The following is a 24,391-nucleotide window of genomic DNA, read 5'->3' as shown; positions in this document are numbered from 1 at the left end:
GGAGGCGGAAGAGCCGGAAGCGTCGGGAGAGGGGGGCTCAGACCCCGACCTGGACGGTGATCCCCGCCAGCGCCTCGTCGGCCCGCGCGTCGGCCCGGTCCGGACCGTCCGCAGTGGCGATCACGTGGCCGAGCCGGGTGCGGACGCCGCCCGCCGGACCTTCCTGCCCGCCCCCGACGCCCGCGCCGAGGTCCACGTACGACCGGACGGCCGCCGCGTACGGGCTGGCGAGCAGTCCGCGCAGTCCGTGGAAGACGCCGTGCCGGGCGGTGGTGATGTAGCGGAGGGCGGCGGGACGGAGCCCGTGGGGACTGATCTCCGGCCGCTCGCCGAGGACGGACTGGAGGTACACCCCGGCCGCGCTGACCCCGGTGGCGTGCTCGATCAGCTCCGTGACCGGCGCCTCCGGGGCCGCGGTGCCGACGGTGAGGAGCCGCGGCCCGTCCGCCGTCAGCTTGAGCGCGGTGTGGGCGAGCCCGTCGCGCAGGCCGAGCGCCGTCAGGCCGCGCTCCACCACGGACAGGATCGCGAAGGCGGTGGCGTCCGGCAGGCCGGAGGGCAGGGTGTATCCGGCCACGCGCCGCACCGGGCCGTCCTCGTCGGTGGCCCGCAGCATCGCCAGGTGCCCGAAACGGCCGGCCCGTAACACGGACTCGACCCGGTATTCGGTCCCCTCCAGGTACTCCTGGACGAGCGCCACCGGCACGGGGGCGGTGCCCCGGGCCGGGTCGCCGCGCCGTTCGAGGACGCGTTCCACGGCCTCCGGGAGCTCCCGCGCGTTCCGCACGACGGCCGCGCCCGACGCACCGGGGCTCTCGGCGGGCCGCACCACGACCGGGTAGGCGAGCCCGGCGGCCCGGCGCCGCGTCTCGGCCGTCCCGGAGAAGCGGACGGCCAGGGTGCGCGGCCCCGGCACCCCGTGGGCCAGCAGGATCTGCGCCGTCCTCCGGCGGTCGCGGACGACGGCCGCCGCGCCCGGGGGGTGACCGGGGAGCCCGAGGACGTCGGCCACCGAGGCGGCCAGCGGCGCCAGGGGCTCCCGGTCGGCCGCCACCCCGCCGACGCCCTGCCGGAGGCAGTACTCGGCGAGCCGGCCGACGGCCTGCTCGGGTCGTCGGAGATCGGCCACGACGACACCCGCGTACCGCGCCCGCGCGTCCTGCCTCCGCCCGGCCCCGGCCCGGTCCGTCGCGAGGTGGACCGGGACGCCCAGCGACCGCGCGGCCGTCAGCACGCTCTGCGCCGTCGCGCCTCCCGCGCCGCCGAGCAGCAGGACGGGCCTGCTCATTCCGTCAGTTCCCGTACGCCCGGCTGAACTTGCCGGTGATGTACGCGCCGGAGCGGACGGGCTCGTGGCGGGCGGGGTTGTCCGGGCCCGCGCAGGTGGGGATGCACTCGATGAGCGCGTCGTACGCGGGCTGGTGGAAGAACGGCACCGAGTACCGTTCCTGTCCGGCCAGTTCACGCGGCGGGTTGACCACCCGGTGGACCGTGCTCACCCACCGGTTGTTCGTCCAGATCGCCATCAGGTCGCCGATGTTCACGACGAACGAGCCCTCGATGTACGGGACGTCGAGCCACTCGCCCGCCTTGTCCAGCACCTGGAGACCGCCGGCGCCCTGGTCCTGGTAGAGGATCGTCAGGCTGCCCCAGTCGCTGTGGACGCCCTTGCGCAGCTGCCCGGGGGCCGGGGGCTCGGGCTGCGCCGGGTAGTAGTTCGCGGTCAGGTTGGTCATGTGGTTCTCGATCTTGTCCTCGAACCAGTCCCCGGGCAGGCCGAGGGCGAGGGCGAACAGCCGCATGATGTCGTCGGCGAGCACCTCCATCGCCGCGTAGTAGCTCCGGTACGCCTCGGCGAATCCGGGCAGCGCGGGCCACTGGTTCGGGGTGGCGAGGGCGGCGTCGGCATCGGCCGGCAGGGCCTGCCGGCCGTCCGGCTCGCCCAGCCGGTTGACCGTGAAGGTCTCGGAGATGTCCGGCAGCGCGCGCTCCTGCTCGACCTCGGCGTCGGCGTTGGAGGCGGCCAGGCTGCCCTTGCGCCCGAAGCCCCGCATCAGCGGGTCGGCCGGGTCGGCCAGCACGCCGTTCTTGACCTCCGCGGGCAGCGCGAAGAACTCGCGGGTGGCCCGGTACATCTCGGCGATGGTGGACTCCGCCACGCCGTGCCCGACGATCACGAGGAAGCCGCTGGTGCGGCACACCTCGTCGATCACCGAGGCCAGGCGGGCGTCCGCGGCCTCGCTCGTCCTCGCCGAGCTCAGGTCGATGACCGGGACGTAGCCGTCCACCACGGTCACTTCGGCGGCCGTGTCGGCCGCGCTCTCCATGTTCAGTACCGACATGGCCTCATCTCTCCCTCAACCCCACCGCGGCGGCGGGGGCTCCCAGTCCCGTACGAGCTCCAGGAAGCCGGCCGCGTCGCCGACGGAGGCGAGGGTCCCGACCTCCTGCTCACGCAGGAATCCGCTGGACGACATGCGGTTGATCATGCGGTGCATGCGGTCCCAGTAGCCTTCGACGTTCAGCAGCGCCATGGGCTTGCCGTGCCGGCCGAGGATCAGCCAGGCCCAGACCTCGAGGATCTCCTCGACGGTGCCCACCCCGCCCGGCAGCGCCACGAAGGCGTCGGCCAGGTCGGCCATCTTCTGCTTGCGCTGGTGCATGGTGTCGACGATGTGCAGTTCGGTCAGGCCCTGATGGGCGACCTCCGCCTCGACGAGGTGCCGGGGGATCACTCCCGTGACCCGGCCACCGGCGGCGAGGGCGGAGTCGGCGACCACCCCCATGAGGCCGGCCGCGCCTCCGCCGTAGACGATCTCGTGTCCTGCCGCGACCAGTTCCTTGGCGAAGAGGGCGGCAGCCTCCTCATAGACGGCCCGGTTCCCCAGGGCCGATCCCGCGTAGACCGTGACGCGCACGGGCACCTCCGTTTCCCGGTGTTCCGGTCAGGGGCTGACGCGCCCGAACTTCTCGAACGCCTCGTGGGTCAGCGGCATGAGCCGGGCGAACTCCGTCTCCATCTGCTCCGCGACGACCTCGATCTCGCGCTGCGGGTGGGAGATGTACGCGGCGTCCGCGCGGTTGGTGCGCAGGCCCAGGAAATGCATCAGGGAGCGGGCGTTGCAGGTGGCGTAGACGGTGGAGAAGGTCGCGACCGGCAGCACCATGCGCGCCAGCTCACGGGAGATACCGGCGTCGAGCATGCGCTGGTACTCGCGGAAGGCCGAACGGTACGCCTCGCTGGTGGCCTCGCTCATCAGCTCGTAATCCTGCTCGCTGCCCGTCACGTAACGGTAGTGGCCGGGCTTTCCCTCCTGCTTGAGGGCGCGGTCGCGGTCCGGCACGTAAAAGACGTTCTTGAGGTCCTTGTACCGGGCGCTTTCCTCGTTGAACGACCACATTCGGTGCCGCATCATGTGGCGGATCGTGAAGATGGGCGCGTGGACCAGAAAGGTCATGGAATTGTGCTCGAAGGGGCTGCCGTGCCGGCTGCGCATCAAATAGCGGATGAGGCCGCCGATGTAATCGTCGCCGCGCTCCTCACGGTGCGCCTCCTCACCCGCGGTGGAGACCCGCGCCGCCCGTACGACCCCCAGGTCGGACGCGGTGTGGTCGACGAGCTCCACGGAGATCTGGCTGCGAAGCTCGATCTCGGGGCCGAGGAGGGCGGTGGCGGCGGTCTCGGTCTCGAGGGCCGGGCTGATCGTCATGGTGTGTCCTCCGGGTGACTCGACTTGTGGTCGGGGAATATCGGCTGGAGCTCCGCTTTTCGGCTGCCTGGCTCAGTCCCAGCCGTGGTCCGCGGGCGTGTCGGTGCTCACCGTCACGGTGGCGGCCGGGACGACCGGCTCGCCGGCGGCCGCGATCCCGCCCGAGGTGAGGACGGCGAGGCCGGCGGCGGTGGCGATCGCCGCGTTCCGCGCGATGCGGCGCGCGGCGGAGGTCTTCGTCGTCAGGGCGGTGATCGACATGTTCAGGGCTCCTGTTCCCGGTGTGTGGGCGGCTCGTCCGCTCACGAGTTCATTCTTGGAAATCGCCGGGAGGGAAATAAGGTCAGACTTGTGCAGTGCACAAGTCTGAATCCCCGGCGGGAACATGCAGCAGACGACATTCCGCTTGTACGTCTCCCCGACGCACATGACAAAGCCCCGTGCCCGCCGTTGACAATGAAGTCGACGACGGGCACGGGGCCTGACGGTGCGGCGCTCTCACCGATCAATTCCGCAGAAAACCCTCGCGTTTCCGGGCGGAATAACGGGTTCTACGGGGGATTCCTCCTGGAGGCCGGCCGTCCGCTCCCGGTCGTGGACCTCCCGGACGGCGGTGGTGGCGGTGACCACCGCCGCCCGCGCCAGGTTCAGCGCCTCGCGCGCCGCGTCGAGGTCCCGCTCGGGAAGCCGGACGACGACGTCGGTGGCGCACTCGATGAGATGCAGCGCCGTCCGGGCCAGCCGGTCGTCACAGGGAAAACCCTGCTGGACCGCCTGGTGGGCGGTCTCCAGCAGCTGAGCGGCGCTCAGCGCGCTCTCCTTCGTGTCCAACTCCGACCTCCTGGGGAAAGGGGAACACTTCCGGCCGGAGAGACTCTGCGCCCGCCCGACGGGCCGCCGTAAGGGTCACAGGAGTGCAGCTGCACGGACCTGCACGGTCGCCCGCGCCGGGAAGCGGACGCGGAAGCGGACGCAAAAATGCCCCCTGACCTGCGTTTCCACAGGTCAGGGGGCATTTCCAGGGTGGAGCCTAGGGGAGTCGAACCCCTGACATCTGCCATGCAAAGACAGCGCTCTACCAACTGAGCTAAGGCCCCGGAACGAGGACAGCGTACCGGTTCTCCGCCGGTGCCGGGCAAAAGGTGGGGACTCCCGGTGAACGACCACGCTCCGTAAGATGCTGACCGGGGTTCGCAGTGGCGAACCAAGGGATGGGGAGAAGTGATGGACGCAGCGCAGCAGGAAGCCACGGCAAGAGCCAGAGAGCTTCAGCGCAGTTGGTACGGGGAGCCGCTGGGGGCGCTCTTCCGTCGGCTGATCGACGATCTCGGGCTCAACCAGGCCCGGCTCGCCGCCGTGCTCGGGCTCTCCGCGCCCATGCTGTCCCAGCTGATGAGCGGCCAGCGCGCCAAGATCGGCAACCCGGCCGTGGTCCAGCGCGTCCAGGCCCTCCAGGAGCTCGCCGTGCAGGTCGCCGACGGCAGCGTCAGCGCCGTCGAGGCCACCGACCGCATGGACGAGATCAAGAAGTCCCAGGGCGGCTCGGTCCTGACCGCCGCCGGCGGCCAGTCCCCCAACGGCTCGGGCGCCCCCACCGTGCGCCGCGTGGTCCGCGAGATCCAGTCGCTGCTGCGCTCCGTGGCCGCCGCCGGGGACATCATCGACGCCGCCGACTCCCTCGCCCCGGCCCACCCGGAGCTGGCAGAGTTCCTCCGGGTGTACGGAGCCGGGCGCACCGCGGACGCGGTCGCCCACTACGAGTCGCACCAGAACTGACACGGCGGACGCACGACGGACGGGGAGCGGCACAGCGCGATGGGTGAGGTCTTCGCCGGCAGGTACGAGCTGATCGACCCGATCGGGCGGGGCGGGGCCGGCGCGGTCTGGCGCGCCTGGGACCACCGCCGCCGCCGTTACGTGGCGGCCAAGGTGCTCCAGCAGAGCGACGCGCACACCCTGCTGCGCTTCGTCCGCGAGCAGGCGCTGCGGATCGACCACCCGCACGTCCTGGCCCCGGCCAGCTGGGCCGCCGACGACGACAAGGTCCTCTTCACGATGGACCTGATCGCCGGCGGCTCGCTCGCCCACGTCGTCGGCGACCACGGCCCGCTGCCGCCCCGCTATGTGTGCACCCTCCTCGACCAGCTGCTCTCCGGCCTGGCGACGGTGCACGCGGAGGGCGTCGTCCACCGGGACATCAAGCCGGCCAACATCCTGATGGAGGTCACCGGCACGGGCCGCCCGCACCTGCGCCTGTCGGACTTCGGCATCTCCATGCGCAAGGGCGAACCCCGGCTCACCGAGACCGACTACGTCGTGGGCACGCCGGGTTACTTCGCTCCCGAGCAACTCCTCGGGGCCGAGCCCGACTTCACGGCGGACCTGTACGCCGTCGGGCTCGTCGGGCTCTATCTGCTGCACGGCACCCGGCCGGACTCGCAGGCCCTCGTGGAGCACTTCCTGGCCCATGGCACCCCGCCGGCGCCGGCGAGCGTCCCCGAGCCGCTGTGGCAGGTCCTGGCCGGGCTGCTGCAGCCCGATCCGCAGGCCCGCTTCCGGACGGCCACGGGCGTCCGGAAGGCGCTGAGCGCCGCGGTGGAGATGCTGCCCGAGCCGGCGGCCGGAGAGCAGCCGGTGGAGATCCTCGACCAGATCGGTCCGCTGCCGGCCGGCTTCGGTCCCGAGGGCCCGGTGGCCCGCCCGATCCAGGACGCCCCGCCGCCGTCCCGGGAGGCCCCGCCGGCCCCGCCGGCCCCGCCGGCCCCGCGGGTCCCGGTCGCCGCGCCCGGTCCCGTACCGGCCGCGCCGGTTCCGTACCCGTCGCCCCAGCCCGCCCCGGATCCGTACCGGCCGGTGCCCGCCGCGTCCGAGACGGGCAGCTTCCATCTGCCCCCGCCGGCCCCCCGGCCCGCTCCGCCCGCCGCGCCGAACCCGTACGCCGCCGCGCCCGCCCAGGCACCCACGCAGGCGGCGCGACCGGTCCCCGTACGGCGTCCGGGACCGCCCCCGAAGGTGGCGGTCCCAGTGCTGCTGCTCGCGCTGGTGTCGCTGGCGGTCGGCTTCTGGGCCCTGGCCCAGGTGTAGGCCCTGCCCGGGGTCAGCGGGTCGCCCTGCGGGCCAGCAGCGTCCAGGCGCCGAGGCCGACGAGCAGGACGGTGCCGAGGCCGAGTCCGCCCGCCGCGACGACGGCCATCGTCGGGTCGTCGGCGGCCTCCGCGTCCGTCGCACCGCTCGCCGCGGCGTCCCGGTCGTCGGCGGTCACCTGGAAGATGCCCGGGTCCCCGGCGTAGTCGGGCCCGGGCTGCTTCGCCCCGGTCACGTCGACCCGCAGGATCAGCGGCAGCGGCTGGTCCCCGTACTTCGCGGCGATCTTCGGGCTGAGGGTGGCGCTGAGGTAGTACCAGCCGGCGAACCGCATGCCGTTGGTGCCGTCCTCGTACGCGGAGCGGTTCTTGTGGTCGACCGGCCGCCGCGGGTCGAGGGCGACCCGGGCCGGGTCGCCGCTGTAGCTCACCGTCTTGAGCTCGACGAAGCCGCGCGCCGGGTTGGTGAGGCCGAGCGCGAGCGCGTTGCCGACCAGGTCGTCGCCGGCGTCGCTGCTGCCCAGCTCGGCGGTGGTGAAGAGCTGCTGGCCCCAGTCGACCGGCACCCGCCAGAAGAGGGTCTGGCCGGGCCGGATGTCGGCCCGCCACTCGCCCCTCTCCAGGGAGACGGCGTCGTGGAGGCCGTTCCCGCCCTGCCGCTTCCGCTGCTCGGCGGTGACCGGCGCGGGCGTCCCGGAGGGCCAGGAGCCGGGCAGCTCGTCCGGCCCGTTCTCCTTCAGCAGCGGCTCGGTGACGTGCTGGAGCTCCAGCTGCCAGTCGCCCGGGGCGGAGGCGGCGTCCGAGTCGCGCTCGACCACCACGTAGTACGCGCCCGCCTCCTGGCAGCCGGAGACGTCCGGGTCGACGATCCGGCGCGCGTAGGCGGCCAGCGGCCGCCCGTAGTCGCCGGCCCCGAAGTTGACGTCCTGGTAGCCGCACTCGACGCCGGAGCCGTCCTGGACGGAGATCCGGAAGCCGTCGCCGTACGCGGCCTTGCCGCCCGGCTCGGGCACGGCGACCGCGGAGACGTACGTGTTCCTGGACGTGTCCAGGTTGAGCCGGTAGTAGAGCTTGCCGTCCTTCTTCAGGGTGTCCCGGTAGGTCCGGCCCGGCTCCAGCGGCTTGGCGTCGGCACTGGTGCCGGCGCCCGCGATCCGCTGCGCCGAGGGGTCGAAGGAGTACGGGGGCAGGGGGGCCGCCTCGGCCGCCCACGCGGGCAGCGCGGTGACCGTGCCGATCGCGGCGGCGGCCGTCAGGAGCGCCGCGGCCCTCCGCGTCCGGGCCGCGGCCCTCCCCCGACGCCCTGACCGGCGCCCTGCCCCGTTCCCCGCCGCGGCCCCCGCCTGCGTGCTCACGCGCTTCTCCTCGTCGTGTCTCCGTCACCGCCCCGCCGACGGCCGCCAGGGCCGTCGTGCCGGTCCATCCTGCCCCGCCGACGGCTCCGGTGTCCGCATCGGGGCGGGATCGGGGGAGGGCCGCTCCCACCCCACCCGACTTCGCGAGAGCAAGCATTTTCTTCGCTTGAGCGAACTCGATGGTGTCGGCCCGGGGATCCCGGACGGATCATCCCGCGCGGGGGCCGGAACGCCGAAGGTCCCGGCCACGCGAGGCGTGGCCGGGACCTTCGGCGTTCAGATGGGGTGGGTCTCAGACACCGGAACCGGACGGCACGGAGTCGGTCGCCTCCGTCCACAGGTCCTGCTCGGCGCGATCCGCCTGGATCTGGCGGTACACGAGGAGCCCGCCGATGGCGGCCAGTGCGACCAGGAGCAGCTTCTTCACCGCGCGACCTCGTCTTTCGTTGACGTAGGAGACTTCTGACGCCCACTCTACACATCGACCGATACCGATCGGTGACCTGTGCGAGCGCCAAACCTCACACAACGAGATCGACCCGGACGGAGGAACCGTCCGGGTCGATCTCTTCTGTGGGGCTAACAGGATTTGAACCTGTGGCCTCATCCTTATCAGGGATGCGCTCTAACCAACTGAGCTATAGCCCCGCCGCGCTTCTCGGTTTGTCCCCGTCGCGCTGACTCCTGAACATTAGCGCACGTGGGGGCCAGTCCCAAAATCGCCCGGAGCCGAGGGCTCCCGAAGGGCGCGCGGGCGGCCCCCTCGCCGGCTACTCGTCCTCGGCCAGCGTCAGCTCGACGCCGCCGACGAAGCCGGCGGACAGGTTGTAGATGAACGCGCCGAGGGTCGCCAGGGCCGTCATCAGGACCACGTCGATCACCGCGATCACCGAGGTGAACATCAGGACCCGCGGCAGCGACAGGAAGGACTGCAGGTCGAAGCCGTTGGACTCGTTGGAGCCCGTGGCCTCGCTGATCGTCCCGCCGACCGTCGAGAAGACGCCCATGGCGTCCATGACCATCCACAGCACCGCCGCCGCGACGATCGTGCAGATGCCCAGCGCGATGGAGAGCAGGAAGCTCACCTTCATCACCGACCACGGATCGGCCTTCGCCACCCGCAGCCGCGCCTTGCGGGTGCGGGGCGTGGTGCGCGCCCCGGTCCGCGGGCGGCGCACTCCGCCGCCCGCGGCCCCGCCGCGCGCCTGACCGCCCTGCGTCGGCGCGCCGTAGGCCTGCGGCGGGTGGTACGGGCCCTGCTGCTGCCCGCCCTGCCGCTCGCCCGGCAGCGGCCCGCTGTAGGCCTCGTAGGGGGGCTGCTGCCCCCGTCCGTCCGTCACCGCACCCCCCTGGGAGTCCGTGGCCGAGCCACGGGCGCCGTACGCGCCGGCACCTGCAGAAGCTCCGGCGGCCGCCGAACCGGCGCCCGTGGCTCCACTCACGCTCTACTCCTCGTGATCCCCGGTCGCAGGCTCCGTGCCCTCGACCGATTCCTCGGCCTCGACTGCCTCGACGGCACCCTCGGCGTCGACGACGTCCTCGCCGTCCTCGTCCTCGCTGCCGGCCTCGGCGTTCCGTGCGATGCCGACGACGGCATCGCGCTTGCCCAGGTTGATCAGCTGGACGCCCATGGTGTCACGGCCGGTCTCCCTGACTTCGTTGACTCGCGTACGAATCACACCGCCGGAGAGCGTGATGGCGAGGATCTCGTCCGTCTCCTCCACCACCAGCGCGCCCACGAGCGAGCCGCGGTCCTCCACGATCTTGGCAGCCTTGATGCCGAGGCCGCCACGACCCTGGACGCGGTACTCGTCGACGGGGGTGCGCTTCGCGTACCCGCCGTCCGTCGCGGTGAAGACGAACGTACCGGGCCGGACGACATTCATCGAGAGCAGTTCGTCGTCGGCGCGGAAACTCATGCCCTTGACACCCGAAGTGGCGCGTCCCATCGGACGCAGCGCGTCGTCCGTGGCGGTGAACCGGATCGACTGCGCCTTCTTCGAGATCAGCAGCAGGTCGTCCTCGGCGGAGGCCAGCTCGGCGCCGATCAGCTCGTCGTCGCTCCCGTCCTCCCGCTCCCGCAGGTTGATGGCGATGACGCCGCCGGAGCGCGGCGAGTCGTAGTCCTTCAGCGCGGTCTTCTTCACCAGGCCCGAGCGGGTGGCGAGGACCAGGTACGGCGCGGCCTCGTAGTCGCGGATCGCCAGGATCTGGGCGATCTGCTCGTCCGGCTGGAAGGCCAGCAGGTTCGCCACGTGCTGGCCGCGGGCGTCCCGGCCGGCGTCCGGCAGCTCGTACGCCTTGACGCGGTAGACCCGGCCCTTGTTCGTGAAGAAGAGCAGCCAGTGGTGGGTGGTGGAGACGAAGAAGTGGTCGACGATGTCGTCCTGCTTCAGCTTCGTCCCGCGCACGCCCTTGCCGCCGCGCTTCTGCGAGCGGTAGTCCTCGGTCTTCGTCCGCTTCACGTAGCCGCCACGCGTGATGGTGACGACGATGTCCTCCTCGGCGATGAGGTCCTCGATGGACATGTCGCCGTCGAAGGGCACCAGCTTGGAGCGCCGGTCGTCGCCGAACTTCTCGACGATCGCGGTCAGCTCCTCGCTCACGATGCCCCGCTGCTTCTCCGGGGACGCGAGGATCGCGTTGTACTCGTTGATCTTCGCCTGGAGATCGTCGTGCTCGGCGACGATCTTCTGGCGCTCCAGGGCCGCGAGCCGGCGGAGCTGCATCTCCAGGATCGCGTTGGCCTGGATCTCGTCGATCTGGAGGAGGGTCATCAGGCCCTCGCGGGCGATCTCGACCGTCTCGCTGCGCCGGATGAGGGCGATGACCTCGTCGATCGCGTCCAGCGCCTTGAGGAGGCCGCGCAGGATGTGGGCGCGCTCCTCGGCCTTGCGCAGCCGGAACTTCGTCCGGCGGACGATGACCTCGATCTGGTGCGTCACCCAGTGGCGGATGAACGCGTCGAGCGAGAGGGTGCGCGGCACGCCGTCGACGAGCGCCAGCATGTTGGCGCCGAAGTTCGTCTGGAGGTCGGTGTGCTTGTACAGGTTGTTGAGGACGACCTTGGCGACCGCGTCGCGCTTGAGCACGATGACCAGGCGCTGGCCGGTCCGGGACGAGGTCTCGTCGCGGACGTCGGCGATGCCGCCGATCTTGCCGTCCTTCACCAGGTCGGCGATCTTCTGCGCGAGGTTGTCCGGGTTGACCTGGTAGGGCAGCTCGGTGACCACCAGGCACTGGCGGTTCTGGATCTCCTCGACCTCGACGACCGCGCGCATCGTGATGGAGCCGCGGCCGGTGCGGTACGCCTCCTCGATGCCCTTGCGGCCGACGACGAGCGCGCCGGTGGGGAAGTCGGGGCCCTTGATCCGCTCGATGAGCGCGTCGAGGAGCTCCTCGTGGCCGGCCTCCGGGTGGGCCAGGTACCACAGGGCGCCCTCGGCGACCTCGCGGAGGTTGTGCGGCGGGATGTTGGTCGCCATGCCGACCGCGATGCCGGCGGAGCCGTTGACCAGCAGGTTCGGGAAGCGCGCCGGGAGGACCGTCGGCTCCTGGTTGCGGCCGTCGTAGTTGTCCTGGAAGTCGACGGTCTCCTCGTCGATGTCCCGGACCATCTCCATCGACAGCGGCGCCATCTTGCACTCGGTGTAGCGCATGGCCGCGGCCGGATCGTTGCCCGGGGAGCCGAAGTTGCCGTTGGAGTCGACGAGCGGCATCCGCATCGACCAGGGCTGGGCGAGGCGGACGAGCGCGTCGTAGATCGAGGTGTCGCCGTGCGGGTGGTACGTACCCATGACGTCGCCGACGACGCGGGCGCACTTGTAGAAGCCCTTCTCGGGCCGGTAGCCGCCGTCGTACATCGCGTACAGCACGCGCCGGTGGACCGGCTTGAGGCCGTCCCGGACGTCGGGCAGCGCGCGGGACACGATGACGGACATCGCGTAGTCGAGGTACGAGCGCTGCATCTCGGTCTCGAGCCCGACGGGCTCGATCCTCAGCTGCTGGCCCTCTTCTTCTTCGGTGGTCACGGGGGGGTTCTCGTCGGCCATTGCTGGTGGTCAGTCCTTTCGTGCGGTCAGCTGAGACCGACTCAGATGTCGAGGAAGCGAACGTCCTTGGCGTTGCGCTGGATGAAGGAGCGCCGTGCCTCGACGTCCTCGCCCATCAGCACCGAGAACAGGTCGTCGGCCTGCGCGGCGTCGTCCAGGGTGACCTGGCCGAGGACGCGGTGCTCGATGTCCATGGTGGTGACGCGCAGCTCCTCGGCGTTCATCTCGCCGAGACCCTTGAAGCGCTGGATCGAGTCGTCCTTGATCCGCTTGCCGTTCCGCTTGCCCAGCTCGACCAGGGCGTCGCGCTCGCGGTCCGAGTAGGCGTACTCGAAGTCCTCCCGGCCCCACTTGATCTTGTAGAGCGGCGGGCGGGAGAGGTACACGTGCCCGTGCTCGATCAGCGGCCGCATGAAGCGGAAGAGGAAGGTGAGCAGCAGGGTGTTGATGTGCTGGCCGTCGACGTCGGCGTCCGCCATCAGGATGATCTTGTGATAGCGGAGCTTCTCGATGTCGAAGTCCTCGTGCACACCGGTGCCGAAGGCCGAGATCAGAGCCTGGACCTCGGTGTTCTGGAGGATCTTGTCGATCCGGGCCTTCTCGACGTTCAGGATCTTGCCGCGGATCGGCAGGATGGCCTGGTACATCGGGTTCCGGCCGGACTTGGCGGAGCCGCCGGCGGAGTCGCCCTCGACGATGAAGATCTCGCACTTGGTGGGGTCGTTCGACTGGCAGTCGGAGAGCTTGCCCGGGAGGGACGCCGACTCCAGGAGGCCCTTGCGGCGGGTGAGGTCACGCGCCTTGCGGGCGGCCACGCGCGCGGTGGCGGCGGTGATGCCCTTGCGGATGATGTCCGCGGCCTCGTTCGGGTTGCGGTCGAACCAGTCCGTCAGGTGCTCGTGGACGACCTTCTGCACGAAGGTCTTCGCCTCGGTGTTGCCGAGCTTCGTCTTCGTCTGGCCCTCGAACTGCGGCTCGCCGATCTTGATCGAGATGATCGCCGTCAGTCCCTCGCGGACGTCGTCGCCCGTGAGGTTGTCGTCCTTCTCGCGGAGCAGCTTCTTCTCGCGCGCGTACTTGTTGACGAGCGTCGTCAGCGCGGCGCGGAAGCCCTCCTCGTGGGTACCGCCCTCGTGGGTGTGGATCGTGTTCGCGAAGGAGTACACGCCCTCGCTGTACGACGAGTTCCACTGCATCGCGATCTCGGCGGAGAGCAGGCGCTCCTTGTCCTCGGCCTCGATGTCGATGACGGTCGGGTTGATCAGCTCGCCCTTGCGCGAGTTGAGGTACTTCACGAAGTCGACGATGCCGCCCTCGTAGTGGTACGTCACCGTGCGCGCGGCCGGCTCGTCGGCCGCCTCGGCGTCCGGGTCGTCGGCGCCGACCGTGGCCTTGGCGGACTCGCGCTCGTCGGTGAGCGTGATCGTCAGGCCCTTGTTGAGGAAGGCCATCTCCTGGAAGCGGCGGGAGAGCGTCTCGAAGGAGTACTCGACCGTCTCGAAGATGTCCGGGTCGGACCAGAACGTGACCGAGGTGCCGGTCTCGTCGGTCGCCTCGTGCTGCGCGAGGGGCGCGGTGGGGGCGCCCATCTTGTAGTCCTGCGTCCAGCGGTATCCGTCGGTCTTGATCTCGACGGACACCTTGGTGGACAGCGCGTTCACGACGGAGACGCCGACGCCGTGCAGACCGCCGGAGACGGCGTAGCCGCCGCCGCCGAACTTTCCGCCCGCGTGGAGGACCGTCAGCACGACCTCGACGGCCGGCTTGCCCTCGGACTCGACGATGCCGACGGGGATGCCGCGGCCGTTGTCGACCACGCGGACGCCGCCGTCGGCCAGGATCGTGACGTCGATGGTGTCCGCGTGACCGGCCAGGGCCTCGTCGACCGAGTTGTCGACGACCTCCTGCACCATGTGGTGCAGGCCGCGCTCTCCGGTCGAGCCGATGTACATGCCGGGGCGCTTGCGCACCGCATCCAGGCCCTCGAGGACCTGGATGTTGCTGGCGGTGTACTGAGTGTTCTCGTTGGGGTTGCCGGAATCGGCCACGAAGCGCCCTTTCTGGCACAGCACAGGCCGTGCTCCGGGCATAGGGGAGCCGGCTGCGTCGTTCGACAGTTCCGCAGTGTGGCGGGATTGTCTCCCAGTCTACCGGTACCGCCGACACTCATGGGGGTTTGCCGGTACCTGAATGCGCATGTGCCGCCCTCCGCGCCCCCGAGACGACTCCCCATATCCGGACAGGGTCTCCAGAGCCCCCTGACGGCCACCTAGCGCTTCGAGCGGTGACGGGTAGTGGCACCTCGTCGCAAGCAGGCGTCGTGCCCCTGTTGTGGGCATGCGTTCCGACCGGGCGGGGCGGGTGGGCGCAGCGCCCACGCGACGGCGCCCGACTGCCCGGGCCCGCGCCCCGAGGACCCCGCGCCGCACAGGTCAGCCGTACGTGTCCCCGGGTCCGACGGACCCGGGCGCCCGCAGCGGCCCGTACCGCCGCGGCCCGCTGCCCGGACCCAGCACCTTGATCAGCCGCACCGTCCCGTGCCCGAGGTCCTCGTTGAGCCGGGCGACCAGCGTCGGGGCGAGGAGCCGCAGCTGCGTCGCCCAGGCCGTGGAGTCGCACTGGACGGTGAGCACGCGCGCGTCCGGCTCCTCCTCGTACTTCACCGGTACGCAGTGCTTCGCGAGGTCCTCGCCGACGATCTGCGGCCACCGCCCCATGACCCCGCCGACGGCCGCCGGCGTCTCCCAGCCCCGCTCGGCGAGCAGCCGGTTGATCGCGGCGCCGAGCGCCATCGGGTCGCGCCCGTCGGCACGGGCGCCGGAGCGCAGCCCGCCCCCGCGCCGGGCCTGCTTCTTCTGCTGCGCGGCCGCCCCCCGCGCGCGTGCCTGCTCCTTGGCGGCGCGCAGCGCGACCCGGGCGAGGTCCACGCCCGAGGGTTCGGGAGCCGCCGGCTTGTCCACAGCCTGTGGGGAAGTTTCGTCGGCGGCGCTCATACCCGCTCCACCGTCCCTCCGGACACCTCGTACCGCGTCCCCTTCAGGACGCCCGGCACGTCGTCGTCGACCGCCGCCGTCACCAGGACCTGCTCGCCGTCGGCCACCAGCTCCGCGAGCCTCTCGCGCCGGCGCGCGTCCAGTTCGGCGAAGACGTCGTCGAGGACCAGGACCGGCTCGTTGCCCTCGGAGCGCAGCAGGTCGTACGAGGCGAGGCGGAGCGCCAGCGCGTAGGACCAGGACTCGCCGTGGCTCGCGTACCCCTTGGCGGGCAGGTCTCCGAGGCGCAGCAGCAGTTCGTCGCGGTGCGGGCCGACGAGGGTGACCCCGCGCTCGATCTCCTGCTTGCGGGCCTCGGCGAGGGCGGCGATCAGCTGCTCGTACAGCTCCTCGCGGGTCTGCCCGGTGCCGGGCGCGGAGGGCCGGTACTTCAGCAGAATCGGTCCGCCTCCGGGCGCGAGCTGCTCGTACGCCTTGTCCGCGAGCGGCTGCAGGGTGTGGACGAGGTCGAGCCGCTGGGCGAGCAGCTCGGCGCCGGCGCGGGCCAGGTGCTGGTCCCAGACGTCGAGCGTGGAGAGGTCCATGCCGCGGCCGCCGTGCCGCCGGGCCATGGCGGCGGACTTCAGCAGGGTGTTGCGCTGCCTGAGCACCCGCTCGTAGTCGGAGCGCACGCCCGCCATGCGCGGCGCGCGCGCCGTGATCAGCTCGTCGAGGAAGCGCCGGCGCTCCCCGGGGTCGCCCTTGACCAGCGACAGGTCCTCGGGCGCGAAGAGCACGGTCCGCACGATGCCGAGCACGTCGCGGGGTCTGACCTGCGAGGACCTGTTGATGCGGGCGCGGTTGGCGCGGCCCGGGTTGAGCTCCAGCTCGACGAGCTGGGAGCGCTCGCCCTGGGTGACGGCGGCCCGGATGACGGCCCGCTCGGCACCCATCCGCACCAGCGGGGCGTCGGAGGCCACGCGGTGGCTGCCGAGGGTGGCGAGGTAGCCGACGGCCTCGACGAGGTTGGTCTTGCCCTGGCCGTTCGCCCCCACGAACGCGGTGACGCCCGGGTCGAGGGGTACCTCGGCCCGGGCGTACGAGCGGAAGTCGGCCAGCGAGAGATGCGTGACGTGCATGGTGGGCGCCGGCCTTCCCCCGGTCGCTGTGCACCGGGTGGTGCACAGCCTGTGGATTGCTACTTCTTCTCGACCGCGTGGCCGCCGAACTGGTTGCGCAGCGCGGCGATCATCTTCATCTGCGGCGAGTCGTCCTGGCGGGACGCGAACCGCGCGAACAGCGACGCGGTGATCGCCGGCAGCGGTACGGCGTTGTCGATGGCGGCCTCGACGGTCCACCGGCCCTCGCCGGAGTCCGACGCGTAGCCGCGCAGCTGGTCCAGGTGCTCGTCCTCGTCGAGGGCGTTGACCGCGAGGTCGAGCAGCCAGGAACGGATGACCGTGCCCTCCTGCCAGGAGCGGAAGATCTCACGGACGTTCTCGACCGAGTCGACCTTCTCCAGGAGCTCCCAGCCCTCGGCGTAGGCCTGCATCATGGCGTACTCGATGCCGTTGTGGACCATCTTCGCGAAGTGGCCCGCGCCGACCTTGCCGGCGTGCACGGAGCCGTACTCGCCCTCGGGCTTCAGCGCGTCGAAGATCGGCTGCACCTTGGCGACGTCCTCGGCGGAGCCGCCGTACATCAGGGCGTAGCCGTTCTCCAGGCCCCACACGCCGCCGGAGACGCCGCAGTCGACGAAGCCGATGCCCTTGGCGGCGAGCTCCTCGGCGTGCTTCTCGTCGTCGGTCCAGCGGGAGTTGCCGCCGTCGACCACGATGTCGCCGGGGGACAGCAGCTCCGCCAGCTCGTCGATGGTGGACTGGGTCGCCGCACCCGCGGGGACCATGACCCAGACGACGCGCGGACCCTTGAGCTTGTTCACCAGCTCTTCGAGGCTGGGGACGTCCGCGAGGTCCGGGTTGCGGTCGTATCCGATGACGGTGTGGCCTGCGCGGCGGATGCGCTCGCGCATGTTGCCGCCCATCTTGCCGAGACCGACGAGACCGAGCTCCATCAGAGTGTTCCTTAAGCGTCGTGTGCGGTTGCTACCCGGGTCCGAGCCTACGCCCGGACCCGGCCGCACACCTGTGGGGTCAGCCGCTCAGTCGAACCCCCCGGGGCACCCGGCGAAGAGGCGTCAGCCGCTCAGCCGCACCGGCATGATCAGGTACTTGTAGGCCTCGTCCGCCTCCGCGTCCACGGCCGGGCGACCGCTGAGCAGCGCCGGCTTGGTGGAGGTGGTGAAGGAGAGCTGGGCGACGGGGGAGTCGATCGCGCTCAGGCCGTCCAGGAGGAAGGTCGGGTTGAAGGCGATCGAGATGTCGTCGCCGTCGAGCTGCGCGTCGACCCGCTCCACAGCCTGTGCGTCGTCGCTGGAGCCGGCCTCCAGGATGAGGACGCCCTGCTCGAAGCTGAGGCGGACCGGGGTGTTGCGCTCGGCGACCAGCGCCACGCGCTTGACGGCCTCGACGAAGGGGGCCGTCTCGATCACCGCGACCGAGTTGAACTCGGTGGGGAAGAGCGTGCGGTACTTCGGGAGGTCGCCCTCCAGGAGGCGGGTGGTGGTGCGGCGGCCCGCGCCCTCGAAGCCGATCAGGCCCTCGCCCTTGCCGGAGCCGGAGAGCGCCAGGGTGACGGTGTCGCCGCTGGTGAGCGCCTTCGCGGTGTCCAGGAGGGTCTTCGCCGGCACCAGGGCGACGGCGGAGGCGTCCGGGGACTCCGGCTTCCACAGGAACTCGCGGACCGCGAAGCGGTAGCGGTCGGTGGAGGCCAGGGTGACGGTGTCGCCCTCGATCTCGATGCGCACACCGGTGAGGACGGGCAGCGTGTCGTCGCGGCCGGCGGCGATGGCCACCTGCGCGGCGGCGGCGGCGAAGACCTCGCCGGGGACGGTGCCGGTTGCCGTGGGCATCTCCGGCAGCGCCGGGTACTCCTCCACGGGAAGGGTGTGGAGGGTGAAGCGGGAGGAGCCGCAGACCACGGTCGCCCGGACGCCGTCGGTGGAGATCTCCACCGGGCGGTTGGGGAGGGCGCGGCAGATGTCCGCGAGGAGGCGGCCGGAGACGAGGACGGTGCCGTCCTCCTCGACCTCGGCCTCGACGGAGACGCGGGCGGAGACCTCGTAGTCGAAGCTCGAGAAGCTCAGCGCGCCGTCCTCGGCCTTCAGCAGAAGGCCCGCGAGTACGGGAGCCGGCGGACGGGCCGGAAGGCTGCGGGCCACCCACGCCACCGCCTCCGCGAGTACATCGCGCTCCACCCGGATCTTCACCGGAACCGCCTCCTGCTTGTTGCTGGCTCTTCGTCGACTGCGGGATCCAGTCTGACGTACGCCGCCGACACTCGGTGCGGCTCGGGGTCAAGTCGCGACGAGAGCGCGTCGGGGCTCCGGCGCCGAGTTGTGCACAGGCCCCGCTTCAAAACGATTCCCGAGCTAACTATGAGTGGCAGTAGTAGTAGGGCCTGTGGAAACCGTGGATAACGTCGTCCACGCAGGTCAGAGCCGGTTTTTTGTCCACTGCCCCTGTGGGTGGAACCGGTGGAAAACCACGGTTCTCTGTGGACGCCGGAAAGTTCTGCACACCCGATACACAGGCACGGGGTAGTTCTCCCCAGTACTGTCCCCAGCTTTCCCCAGGTTCCCCACAGCCCAAACGTCTCCCTTGGTGTGACGCCTTTCACTCTGGCCAGTGAGAGGGGGTGTTGTGTTGCCGAACAGTGGACAGCGGTGTGGAGAAGCTGTGGGCAACCCACCCCTCCCTGTGGGTAGCCGGTGGACAACCCTCCGGCCCCCCTGTGGACGAAAAGTTCATCCACAGGCTGTGGAGAGTGGTTGCCAACAAATCCACACCCCCCTGAGCTGGAGTGATGACCTGTCACCAGGGCGGCCTGTGGACACAATCCGGATAACTCGACAGTCCCCACCCTGTGGACGGAAGATCATCCCCCAATCTGTGGAGAACCCGCCACCGCAACGGAGTAATCGAACAGGGCCGATGGGGTGAGGGCGCTCCCTCGTCGTCCGTCCGCCACGCTCCGACCCCTCCGGCAACGCCGAAGGGCGCCCCGGGAGGTGTCCCGGGGCGCCCTTCGAAGGCCGTACGGAGCCCGCGCACAAGCGTCCCGCGCAGGGCAGCGCCGCGCCGCACGGAGGCGGTGGGCGCCGGTACGGAAGGTGGGGCGGCGCCCTTGCCGAGGGGGCGCGACGGTGGGGGTCAGCCGTTCTTGATGCGGTTGGTCAGCTCGGTGACCTGGTTGTAGATGGAGCGCCGCTCCGCCATCAGGGCGCGGATCTTCCGGTCCGCGTGCATGACGGTCGTGTGGTCGCGGCCGCCGAACTGCGCGCCGATCTTCGGCAGCGACAGGTCGGTGAGCTCCCGGCAGAGGTACATGGCGATCTGGCGGGCCGTCACCAGGACCCGGCTGCGCGAGGAACCGCAGAGGTCCTCCACCGTCAGCCCGAAGTAGTCGGCCGTGGCCGCCATGATGGCCGGCGCCGTGATCTCCGGTGAGGAGTCCTCGCCGCCCGGGATCAGGTCCTTGAGGACGATCTCGGTGAGGCCCAGGTCCACCGGCTGCCGGTTGAGGCTCGCGAAGGCCGTCACCCGGATCAGCGCGCCCTCCAGCTCGCGGATGTTCCGCGAGATCCGGGAGGCGATGAACTCCAGCACCTCCGGCGGGGCGTTCAGCTGCTCCTGCACCGCCTTCTTGCGGAGGATCGCGATGCGCGTCTCCAGCTCCGGCGGCTGCACGTCGGTGGTGAGTCCCCACTCGAAACGGTTCCGCAACCGGTCCTCCAGCGTCACCAGCTGCTTCGGCGGCCTGTCGGAGGAGAGCACGATCTGCTTGTTCGCGTTGTGCAGGGTGTTGAAGGTGTGGAAGAACTCCTCCTGCGTCGACTCCTTGCTCGCGAGGAACTGGATGTCGTCGACCAGCAGGATGTCCACGTCGCGGTAGCGCTTGCGGAAGGCGTCGCCCTTGCCGTCGCGGATCGAGTTGATGAACTCGTTGGTGAACTCCTCCGAGCTCACGTAGCGCACGCGGGTGCCCGGGTAGAGGCTCCGCGCGTAGTGCCCGATGGCGTGCAGCAGGTGGGTCTTGCCGAGCCCCGACTCGCCGTAGATGAAGAGCGGGTTGTACGCCTTCGCCGGCGCCTCCGCCACCGCGACCGCGGCCGCGTGCGCGAAGCGGTTCGAGGAACCGATGACGAAGGTGTCGAAGAGGTACTTGGGGTTCAGCCGCGCGTGCGGCTCGCCGGGGCCGCCGGCGCCGGAACCCGCGCCGGTGCCGCCGAGCGAGCCCTGACCGAGGCCGGGCCCCACGCCCTGGCCGCCGGGGCCCGGGCCGGGACGCGGTCCCGCCCCCGGCGGCTCGGGGTGGTCGGAGCGCTCGGGCCGCTGCGGCTGCTCGTAGCCGCGGGAGGACTCGTCGTACCGCGGCCGCCCGGACGGGTCGGGGGAGGCCGGGCCGGTGTACGGGGCGCGCTCCGGGAAGCCTCCGAGGCGCGGCTGCTGCCAGGAGAGGTCCTCCTGGGACCGCGGCCAGGCGCCCGGCTCGGGGCGCGGCGGCTGCTGGTAGTCCGGGTAGGCCGGGCGGGCGGAGGGCAGCCCGTCGTCGGGGAGCGCGCGGTGACCGTAGCCGTCGTACTTCTCGTACGGCTCCGGCTGCGGGCGCTCGCCGTAGTGCTGCTGCGGGGCGTGGCCAGGGGAGGGCGTCGGCGGCTGCTCGCCGACGGAGTCGTCGACGGTGATCGCGATCCGGATCGGGCGGCCGCACTCGCGGCTGAGGGTGTCGCTGATCAGAGGGGCCAGCCGGCCCTCCAGGACCCGCTTGCCCCATTCGTTGGGGACGGCGAGCAGCGCCGTGTCCGCGACCAGGGCGAGCGGCTGGCAGCGCTCGATCCACTGTTTGTCCTTGGGCTCGATGCCCTGCTGTCCTTCTCCGAGCAGCTGATCGAGCACGCGTGGCCACACTGCGGCAAGATCGGCAGGTACGTCAGCCACAGGGCACGCTTTCTCGCAGGTCCCACGAAGGTGTGGTTCTCGGGACGATAAGAACAGAACGGAAGAGTTAGTCGAGTCCAGCCACGGTAGTCGCGGCGGCTGACGTCGTTCAAGTTGTTGTCCACAGCCTGTGCACAAGCGGGCCCGGCGACGGGTCGGTTTGACCGGATGGCGTAACCGCGCGTACCGTAACCAGGTCGAGTTGTCGATGGCTGCTGCCGCCTGCCTCCGATGGGCAAAGACCACCTTGTGTGGTCGCGTAGCGGTGCACTCGAGCGTATGCGAGCTACTCGTGGGCGCACGGTGACAGCCAGGCGATGTCCCGCCACCACCCGAATCATTTCTGGAGCCCCCGAGTGAGCAAGCGCACCTTCCAGCCGAACAACCGTCGTCGTGCGAAGACCCACGGTTTCCGCCTGCGCATGCGTACCCGTGCCGGCCGCGCCATCCTGGCGAACCGCCGTGCCAAGGGTCGCGCGAGCCTGTCCGCCTGATCCACCTAAACAGGTCATGACGTGCTGCCTACCGAGAATCGGCTGAGGCGGCGCGAGGACTTCGCAACCGCGGTACGTCGAGGACGCCGGGCCGGTCGCCCACTCCTCGTCGTCCACCTTCGTAGCGGTGCAACGGACCCGCACGCGCCTGGGGAGAGCGCTCCCCCGACGCGTGCGGGTTTCGTCGTGAGCAAGGCCGTGGGCGGTGCGGTCGTCCGCAACCAGGTGAAGCGTCGTCTGCGCCACCTCGTCCGCGACCGGCTCTCCGCGCTGCCCCCCGGTAGCCTGGTGGTCGTACGGGCGTTGCCCGGAGCCGGTGACGCCGACCACGCCCACCTGGCCCGCGACCTGGACGCCGCCCTTCAGCGGCTGCTGGGAGGGGGTACGCGATGAAGTACCCGTTCCTCGCCCTCATCAAGCTGTACCAGTGGACGATCAGCCCGCTTCTGGGTGACGTCTGCCGGTACTACCCGTCGTGTTCCCACTACGGATTCACGGCCATAGACCGGCATGGCGCGATCAAGGGCATCGCCCTGACCGCCTGGCGCATCCTGCGGTGCAACCCGTGGTCGCCCGGTGGAGTGGACCATGTCCCCCAGCGGAAGCGTCCTCGCTGGCACGAGATGCTCAGGAACGCGCTGCGCGGCGACAAGGGCGGGATCTCCGCCGAGACGAGCCCGGCCGCAGAGACCTCGCCCAATGCTCAAGGAGCCTGATTAGTGGACACGATTGCCAGTCTGTTCAGCTTCATCACCTGGCCCGTTTCCTGGGTCATCGTCCAGTTCCACAAGCTGTACGGGGCGATCTTCGGCCCCGACACGGGCTGGGCCTGGGGCCTGTCGATCGTGTCCCTCGTGGTGCTGATCCGTATCGCGCTGATCCCGCTCTTCGTGAAGCAGATCAAGGCGACCCGGAACATGCAGGCGCTCCAGCCGAAGATGAAGGCGATCCAGGAGCGCTACAAGAGCGACAAGCAGCGTCAGTCCGAAGAGATGATGAAGCTGTACAAGGAGACGGGCACCAACCCGCTCTCCTCGTGCCTTCCCATCCTCGCCCAGTCGCCGTTCTTCTTCGCCCTGTACCACGTGCTGTCCAACATCGCGTCGGGCAAGAAGATCGGTGCCCTCAACCAGGAACTGGTCGACAGCGCCCGTGAGGCGCACATCTTCGGTGCCCCCATCGCCTCGAAGTTCATGGACTCCCCCGAGGCCGTCGCGGCCCTCGGCGCCTCGCTGACCGATGTCCGCATCGTCACCGCGATCATGATCATCCTGATGTCGGCCTCGCAGTTCTTCACCCAGCGCCAGCTGATGATGAAGAACGTCGACCTCTCGGTGAAGACCCCGTACATGCAGCAGCAGAAGATGCTCATGTACATCTTCCCGGTGATCTTCGCCGTCATGGGCATCAACTTCCCCGTCGGTGTCCTCGTCTACTGGCTGACCACCAACGTGTGGACGATGGGCCAGCAGATGTACGTGATCAACCAGAACCCGACCCCGGGCAGCAAGGCGCAGGACTCCTACCTGCAGCGCCTGCTGAAGAGCGTCACGCACCACGGCGAGATCCGCAGCCGTCGCCACAAGGCCGTCGTCAAGGCGATCGTCGCCAAGGGCTCGGACCGCAACGAGAACGAGCGCCGCTTCATCGGCGGCCTCGCCAAGGCCGGCTTCGCCGCCCAGGCCGACGGCACCGTGGTGAAGAGCGACGCCGCCGTCGCCGAGGCCGAGGGCACCGCCGCCCCCAAGCGCCAGCAGCCCAAGCGCCAGACCAAGGCCCAGCGCCAGTCCGCCGCCCAGCAGGCCAAGAGCGAGGAGACCGTCGAGGAGACGGCCGAGGAGTCCGCGGGCGAGGCCGCCCAGGACGCCCAGCCGAAGACCTCGCTGGAGAAGAAGCCCGAGACGCCCGCCAAGGGCGGCGCGCAGGGCGGCGGCCGCAGCCGCGCCAGCTCCGGTGGCTCCCGCCAGCGCAAGGGCCAGCAGCGGCCCAAGCACCCGTCCTCCAAGAAGTAGAAGCGTCCACGTAGCTAGAAGGAGTCCATCCGTGACGGAAGGCACCACCTCCGCCGCCGCCGAGGGTGGCGACACCCTGACCCGCCTTGAGCAGGAGGGTGAGATCGCGGCCGACTACCTTGAGGGTCTGCTCGACATCGCCGACCTCGACGGCGACATCGACATGGACGTCGAGGCGGACCGGGCCGCGGTCTCGATCATCAGCGACTCCGCCAGCCGCGATCTGCAGAAGCTCGTGGGTCGCGACGGAGAGGTGCTGGAGGCGCTCCAGGAGCTCACCCGCCTCGCCGTGCACCGGGAGACCGGTGACCGCAGCCGCCTGATGCTCGACATCGCCGGCTTCCGCGCGCAGAAGCGCACGGAGCTGGCCCAGATCGGCGCCAAGGCCGCGGACGAGGTCAAGGCCTCCGGTCAGCCGGTCAAGCTGGACCCGATGACCCCGTTCGAGCGCAAGGTCGTGCACGACGCGGTCGCCGCCGCCGGTCTGCGCAGCGAGTCCGAAGGCGAGGAGCCGCAGCGCTTCGTCGTCGTCCTCCCTGCCTGACCCTTCTCCTCGCGTCGGCCCCGTCTGTTCGCAGACGGGGCCGATCTTTGTCAGCCTGATAGTTCAGCCACTCAGCCACCACAGCGCGCTCGCACGGTACGCGTGCGGTA

General features: G+C 70.6%; 23 protein-coding genes and 2 tRNA genes. 7 read left to right on the top strand and 18 right to left on the bottom strand.

What is annotated here, in order from left to right; translation table 11 throughout:
• Window positions 1-37 precede the first annotated feature (37 nt).
• From ACFZCF_RS11995 to ACFZCF_RS11965, 7 genes are all read right to left on the bottom strand, one after another.
• Window positions 38-1,288, bottom strand: coding sequence for an ATP-grasp domain-containing protein (locus ACFZCF_RS11995; RefSeq protein WP_391286314.1), 1,251 nt, complete (start codon window positions 1,286-1,288; stop codon window positions 38-40).
• Window positions 1,289-1,292: 4 nt separating this feature from the next.
• Window positions 1,293-2,342, bottom strand: a complete 1,050-nt coding sequence (locus ACFZCF_RS11990; RefSeq protein ID WP_388442444.1) for an isopenicillin N synthase family dioxygenase — start codon at window positions 2,340-2,342, stop codon at window positions 1,293-1,295.
• Between the two features lie 15 nt (window positions 2,343-2,357).
• Entirely contained in the window at window positions 2,358-2,918 is a 561-nt protein-coding gene (locus ACFZCF_RS11985; protein ID WP_382805567.1) for a TIGR00730 family Rossman fold protein, read from the bottom strand.
• A 27-nt stretch (window positions 2,919-2,945) separates the two neighbouring features.
• Window positions 2,946-3,710: an FAD-dependent thymidylate synthase gene (gene thyX, locus ACFZCF_RS11980; protein ID WP_388442440.1), complete on the bottom strand. Its 765-nt coding sequence runs from the start codon at window positions 3,708-3,710 to the stop codon at window positions 2,946-2,948.
• Window positions 3,711-3,782: 72 nt separating this feature from the next.
• On the bottom strand, window positions 3,783-3,971 hold the full coding sequence (locus ACFZCF_RS11975) for a hypothetical protein (RefSeq protein WP_388442437.1): 189 nt from the start codon (window positions 3,969-3,971) through the stop codon (window positions 3,783-3,785).
• A 237-nt stretch (window positions 3,972-4,208) separates the two neighbouring features.
• Window positions 4,209-4,541, bottom strand: a complete 333-nt coding sequence (locus ACFZCF_RS11970) for a hypothetical protein (RefSeq protein WP_391286310.1) — start codon at window positions 4,539-4,541, stop codon at window positions 4,209-4,211.
• A gap of 193 nt (window positions 4,542-4,734) precedes the next feature.
• Window positions 4,735-4,807 (bottom strand) — tRNA-Ala (locus tag ACFZCF_RS11965).
• A gap of 127 nt (window positions 4,808-4,934) precedes the next feature.
• Here ACFZCF_RS11965 and ACFZCF_RS11960 point away from each other — a divergent pair.
• Window positions 4,935-5,486 carry a helix-turn-helix domain-containing protein gene (locus ACFZCF_RS11960; RefSeq protein ID WP_391286308.1) on the top strand — a complete coding sequence of 184 codons (552 nt, stop codon included), beginning with the start codon at window positions 4,935-4,937 and terminating at the stop codon, window positions 5,484-5,486.
• A gap of 39 nt (window positions 5,487-5,525) precedes the next feature.
• Window positions 5,526-6,794 carry a protein kinase gene (locus ACFZCF_RS11955; RefSeq protein WP_391286306.1) on the top strand — a complete coding sequence of 423 codons (1,269 nt, stop codon included), beginning with the start codon at window positions 5,526-5,528 and terminating at the stop codon, window positions 6,792-6,794.
• Window positions 6,795-6,807: 13 nt separating this feature from the next.
• Here the strand turns inward: ACFZCF_RS11955 and ACFZCF_RS11950 are convergent, their stop codons facing one another.
• From ACFZCF_RS11950 to dnaA, 11 genes are all read right to left on the bottom strand, one after another.
• Complete coding sequence (locus ACFZCF_RS11950; protein WP_391286304.1) at window positions 6,808-8,148, bottom strand: hypothetical protein; 1,341 nt, start codon at window positions 8,146-8,148, stop codon at window positions 6,808-6,810.
• A gap of 292 nt (window positions 8,149-8,440) precedes the next feature.
• On the bottom strand, window positions 8,441-8,575 hold the full coding sequence (locus tag ACFZCF_RS11945) for a DLW-39 family protein (protein WP_208809277.1): 135 nt from the start codon (window positions 8,573-8,575) through the stop codon (window positions 8,441-8,443).
• A 147-nt stretch (window positions 8,576-8,722) separates the two neighbouring features.
• Window positions 8,723-8,796, bottom strand: a tRNA-Ile gene (locus ACFZCF_RS11940).
• Window positions 8,797-8,918: 122 nt separating this feature from the next.
• The gene (locus tag ACFZCF_RS11935) at window positions 8,919-9,488 is read right to left on the bottom strand and encodes a DUF3566 domain-containing protein (protein ID WP_391286301.1); all 570 of its coding nucleotides are present in this window, start codon (window positions 9,486-9,488) and stop codon (window positions 8,919-8,921) included.
• Window positions 9,489-9,593: 105 nt separating this feature from the next.
• Complete coding sequence (gene gyrA / locus ACFZCF_RS11930; RefSeq protein ID WP_388442420.1) at window positions 9,594-12,200, bottom strand: DNA gyrase subunit A; 2,607 nt, start codon at window positions 12,198-12,200, stop codon at window positions 9,594-9,596.
• A 41-nt stretch (window positions 12,201-12,241) separates the two neighbouring features.
• Window positions 12,242-14,272 (bottom strand): DNA topoisomerase (ATP-hydrolyzing) subunit B, encoded by a 2,031-nt coding sequence (gene gyrB / locus ACFZCF_RS11925; RefSeq protein WP_388442417.1) that lies wholly within the window; start codon window positions 14,270-14,272, stop codon window positions 12,242-12,244.
• A 360-nt stretch (window positions 14,273-14,632) separates the two neighbouring features.
• Window positions 14,633-15,193, bottom strand: coding sequence for a DciA family protein (locus ACFZCF_RS11920; RefSeq protein ID WP_391286298.1), 561 nt, complete (start codon window positions 15,191-15,193; stop codon window positions 14,633-14,635).
• Window positions 15,190-16,311: a DNA replication/repair protein RecF gene (recF, locus tag ACFZCF_RS11915; protein ID WP_391286295.1), complete on the bottom strand. Its 1,122-nt coding sequence runs from the start codon at window positions 16,309-16,311 to the stop codon at window positions 15,190-15,192. The genes ACFZCF_RS11920 and recF overlap by 4 nt, the downstream gene beginning before the upstream one ends.
• Before the next feature lie 59 nt (window positions 16,312-16,370).
• Window positions 16,371-17,246, bottom strand: coding sequence for a phosphogluconate dehydrogenase (NAD(+)-dependent, decarboxylating) (gene gnd, locus ACFZCF_RS11910; RefSeq protein ID WP_388442407.1), 876 nt, complete (start codon window positions 17,244-17,246; stop codon window positions 16,371-16,373).
• Window positions 17,247-17,369: 123 nt separating this feature from the next.
• Complete coding sequence (gene dnaN, locus ACFZCF_RS11905; protein WP_189953483.1) at window positions 17,370-18,500, bottom strand: DNA polymerase III subunit beta; 1,131 nt, start codon at window positions 18,498-18,500, stop codon at window positions 17,370-17,372.
• 943 nt (window positions 18,501-19,443) lie between these two features.
• On the bottom strand, window positions 19,444-21,231 hold the full coding sequence (gene dnaA, locus ACFZCF_RS11900; protein ID WP_388442403.1) for a chromosomal replication initiator protein DnaA: 1,788 nt from the start codon (window positions 21,229-21,231) through the stop codon (window positions 19,444-19,446).
• 356 nt (window positions 21,232-21,587) lie between these two features.
• Between dnaA and rpmH the strand changes: the two genes are divergently transcribed.
• From rpmH to ACFZCF_RS11875, 5 genes are read left to right on the top strand one after another with little or no spacing between them, the layout of a single operon-like run.
• Complete coding sequence (gene rpmH / locus ACFZCF_RS11895; RefSeq protein ID WP_015659252.1) at window positions 21,588-21,725, top strand: 50S ribosomal protein L34; 138 nt, start codon at window positions 21,588-21,590, stop codon at window positions 21,723-21,725.
• Between the two features lie 21 nt (window positions 21,726-21,746).
• Window positions 21,747-22,118 carry a ribonuclease P protein component gene (gene rnpA / locus ACFZCF_RS11890; RefSeq protein ID WP_043222725.1) on the top strand — a complete coding sequence of 124 codons (372 nt, stop codon included), beginning with the start codon at window positions 21,747-21,749 and terminating at the stop codon, window positions 22,116-22,118.
• Complete coding sequence (gene yidD / locus ACFZCF_RS11885; protein ID WP_388442399.1) at window positions 22,115-22,441, top strand: membrane protein insertion efficiency factor YidD; 327 nt, start codon at window positions 22,115-22,117, stop codon at window positions 22,439-22,441. The genes rnpA and yidD overlap by 4 nt, the downstream gene beginning before the upstream one ends.
• Before the next feature lie 3 nt (window positions 22,442-22,444).
• The gene (gene yidC / locus ACFZCF_RS11880) at window positions 22,445-23,737 is read left to right on the top strand and encodes a membrane protein insertase YidC (RefSeq protein WP_388442396.1); all 1,293 of its coding nucleotides are present in this window, start codon (window positions 22,445-22,447) and stop codon (window positions 23,735-23,737) included.
• Window positions 23,738-23,768: 31 nt separating this feature from the next.
• The gene (locus ACFZCF_RS11875; protein ID WP_388442394.1) at window positions 23,769-24,281 is read left to right on the top strand and encodes a protein jag; all 513 of its coding nucleotides are present in this window, start codon (window positions 23,769-23,771) and stop codon (window positions 24,279-24,281) included.
• Window positions 24,282-24,391 lie beyond the last annotated feature (110 nt).

The organism is Streptomyces sp. NPDC007945 (assembly GCF_042958885.1).
In the GTDB taxonomy this organism is placed as follows: domain Bacteria; phylum Actinomycetota; class Actinomycetes; order Streptomycetales; family Streptomycetaceae; genus Streptomyces.
The sequence above is the reverse complement of the archived record's forward strand: the minus strand, read 5'-3'. Positions and strand labels throughout refer to the sequence as shown.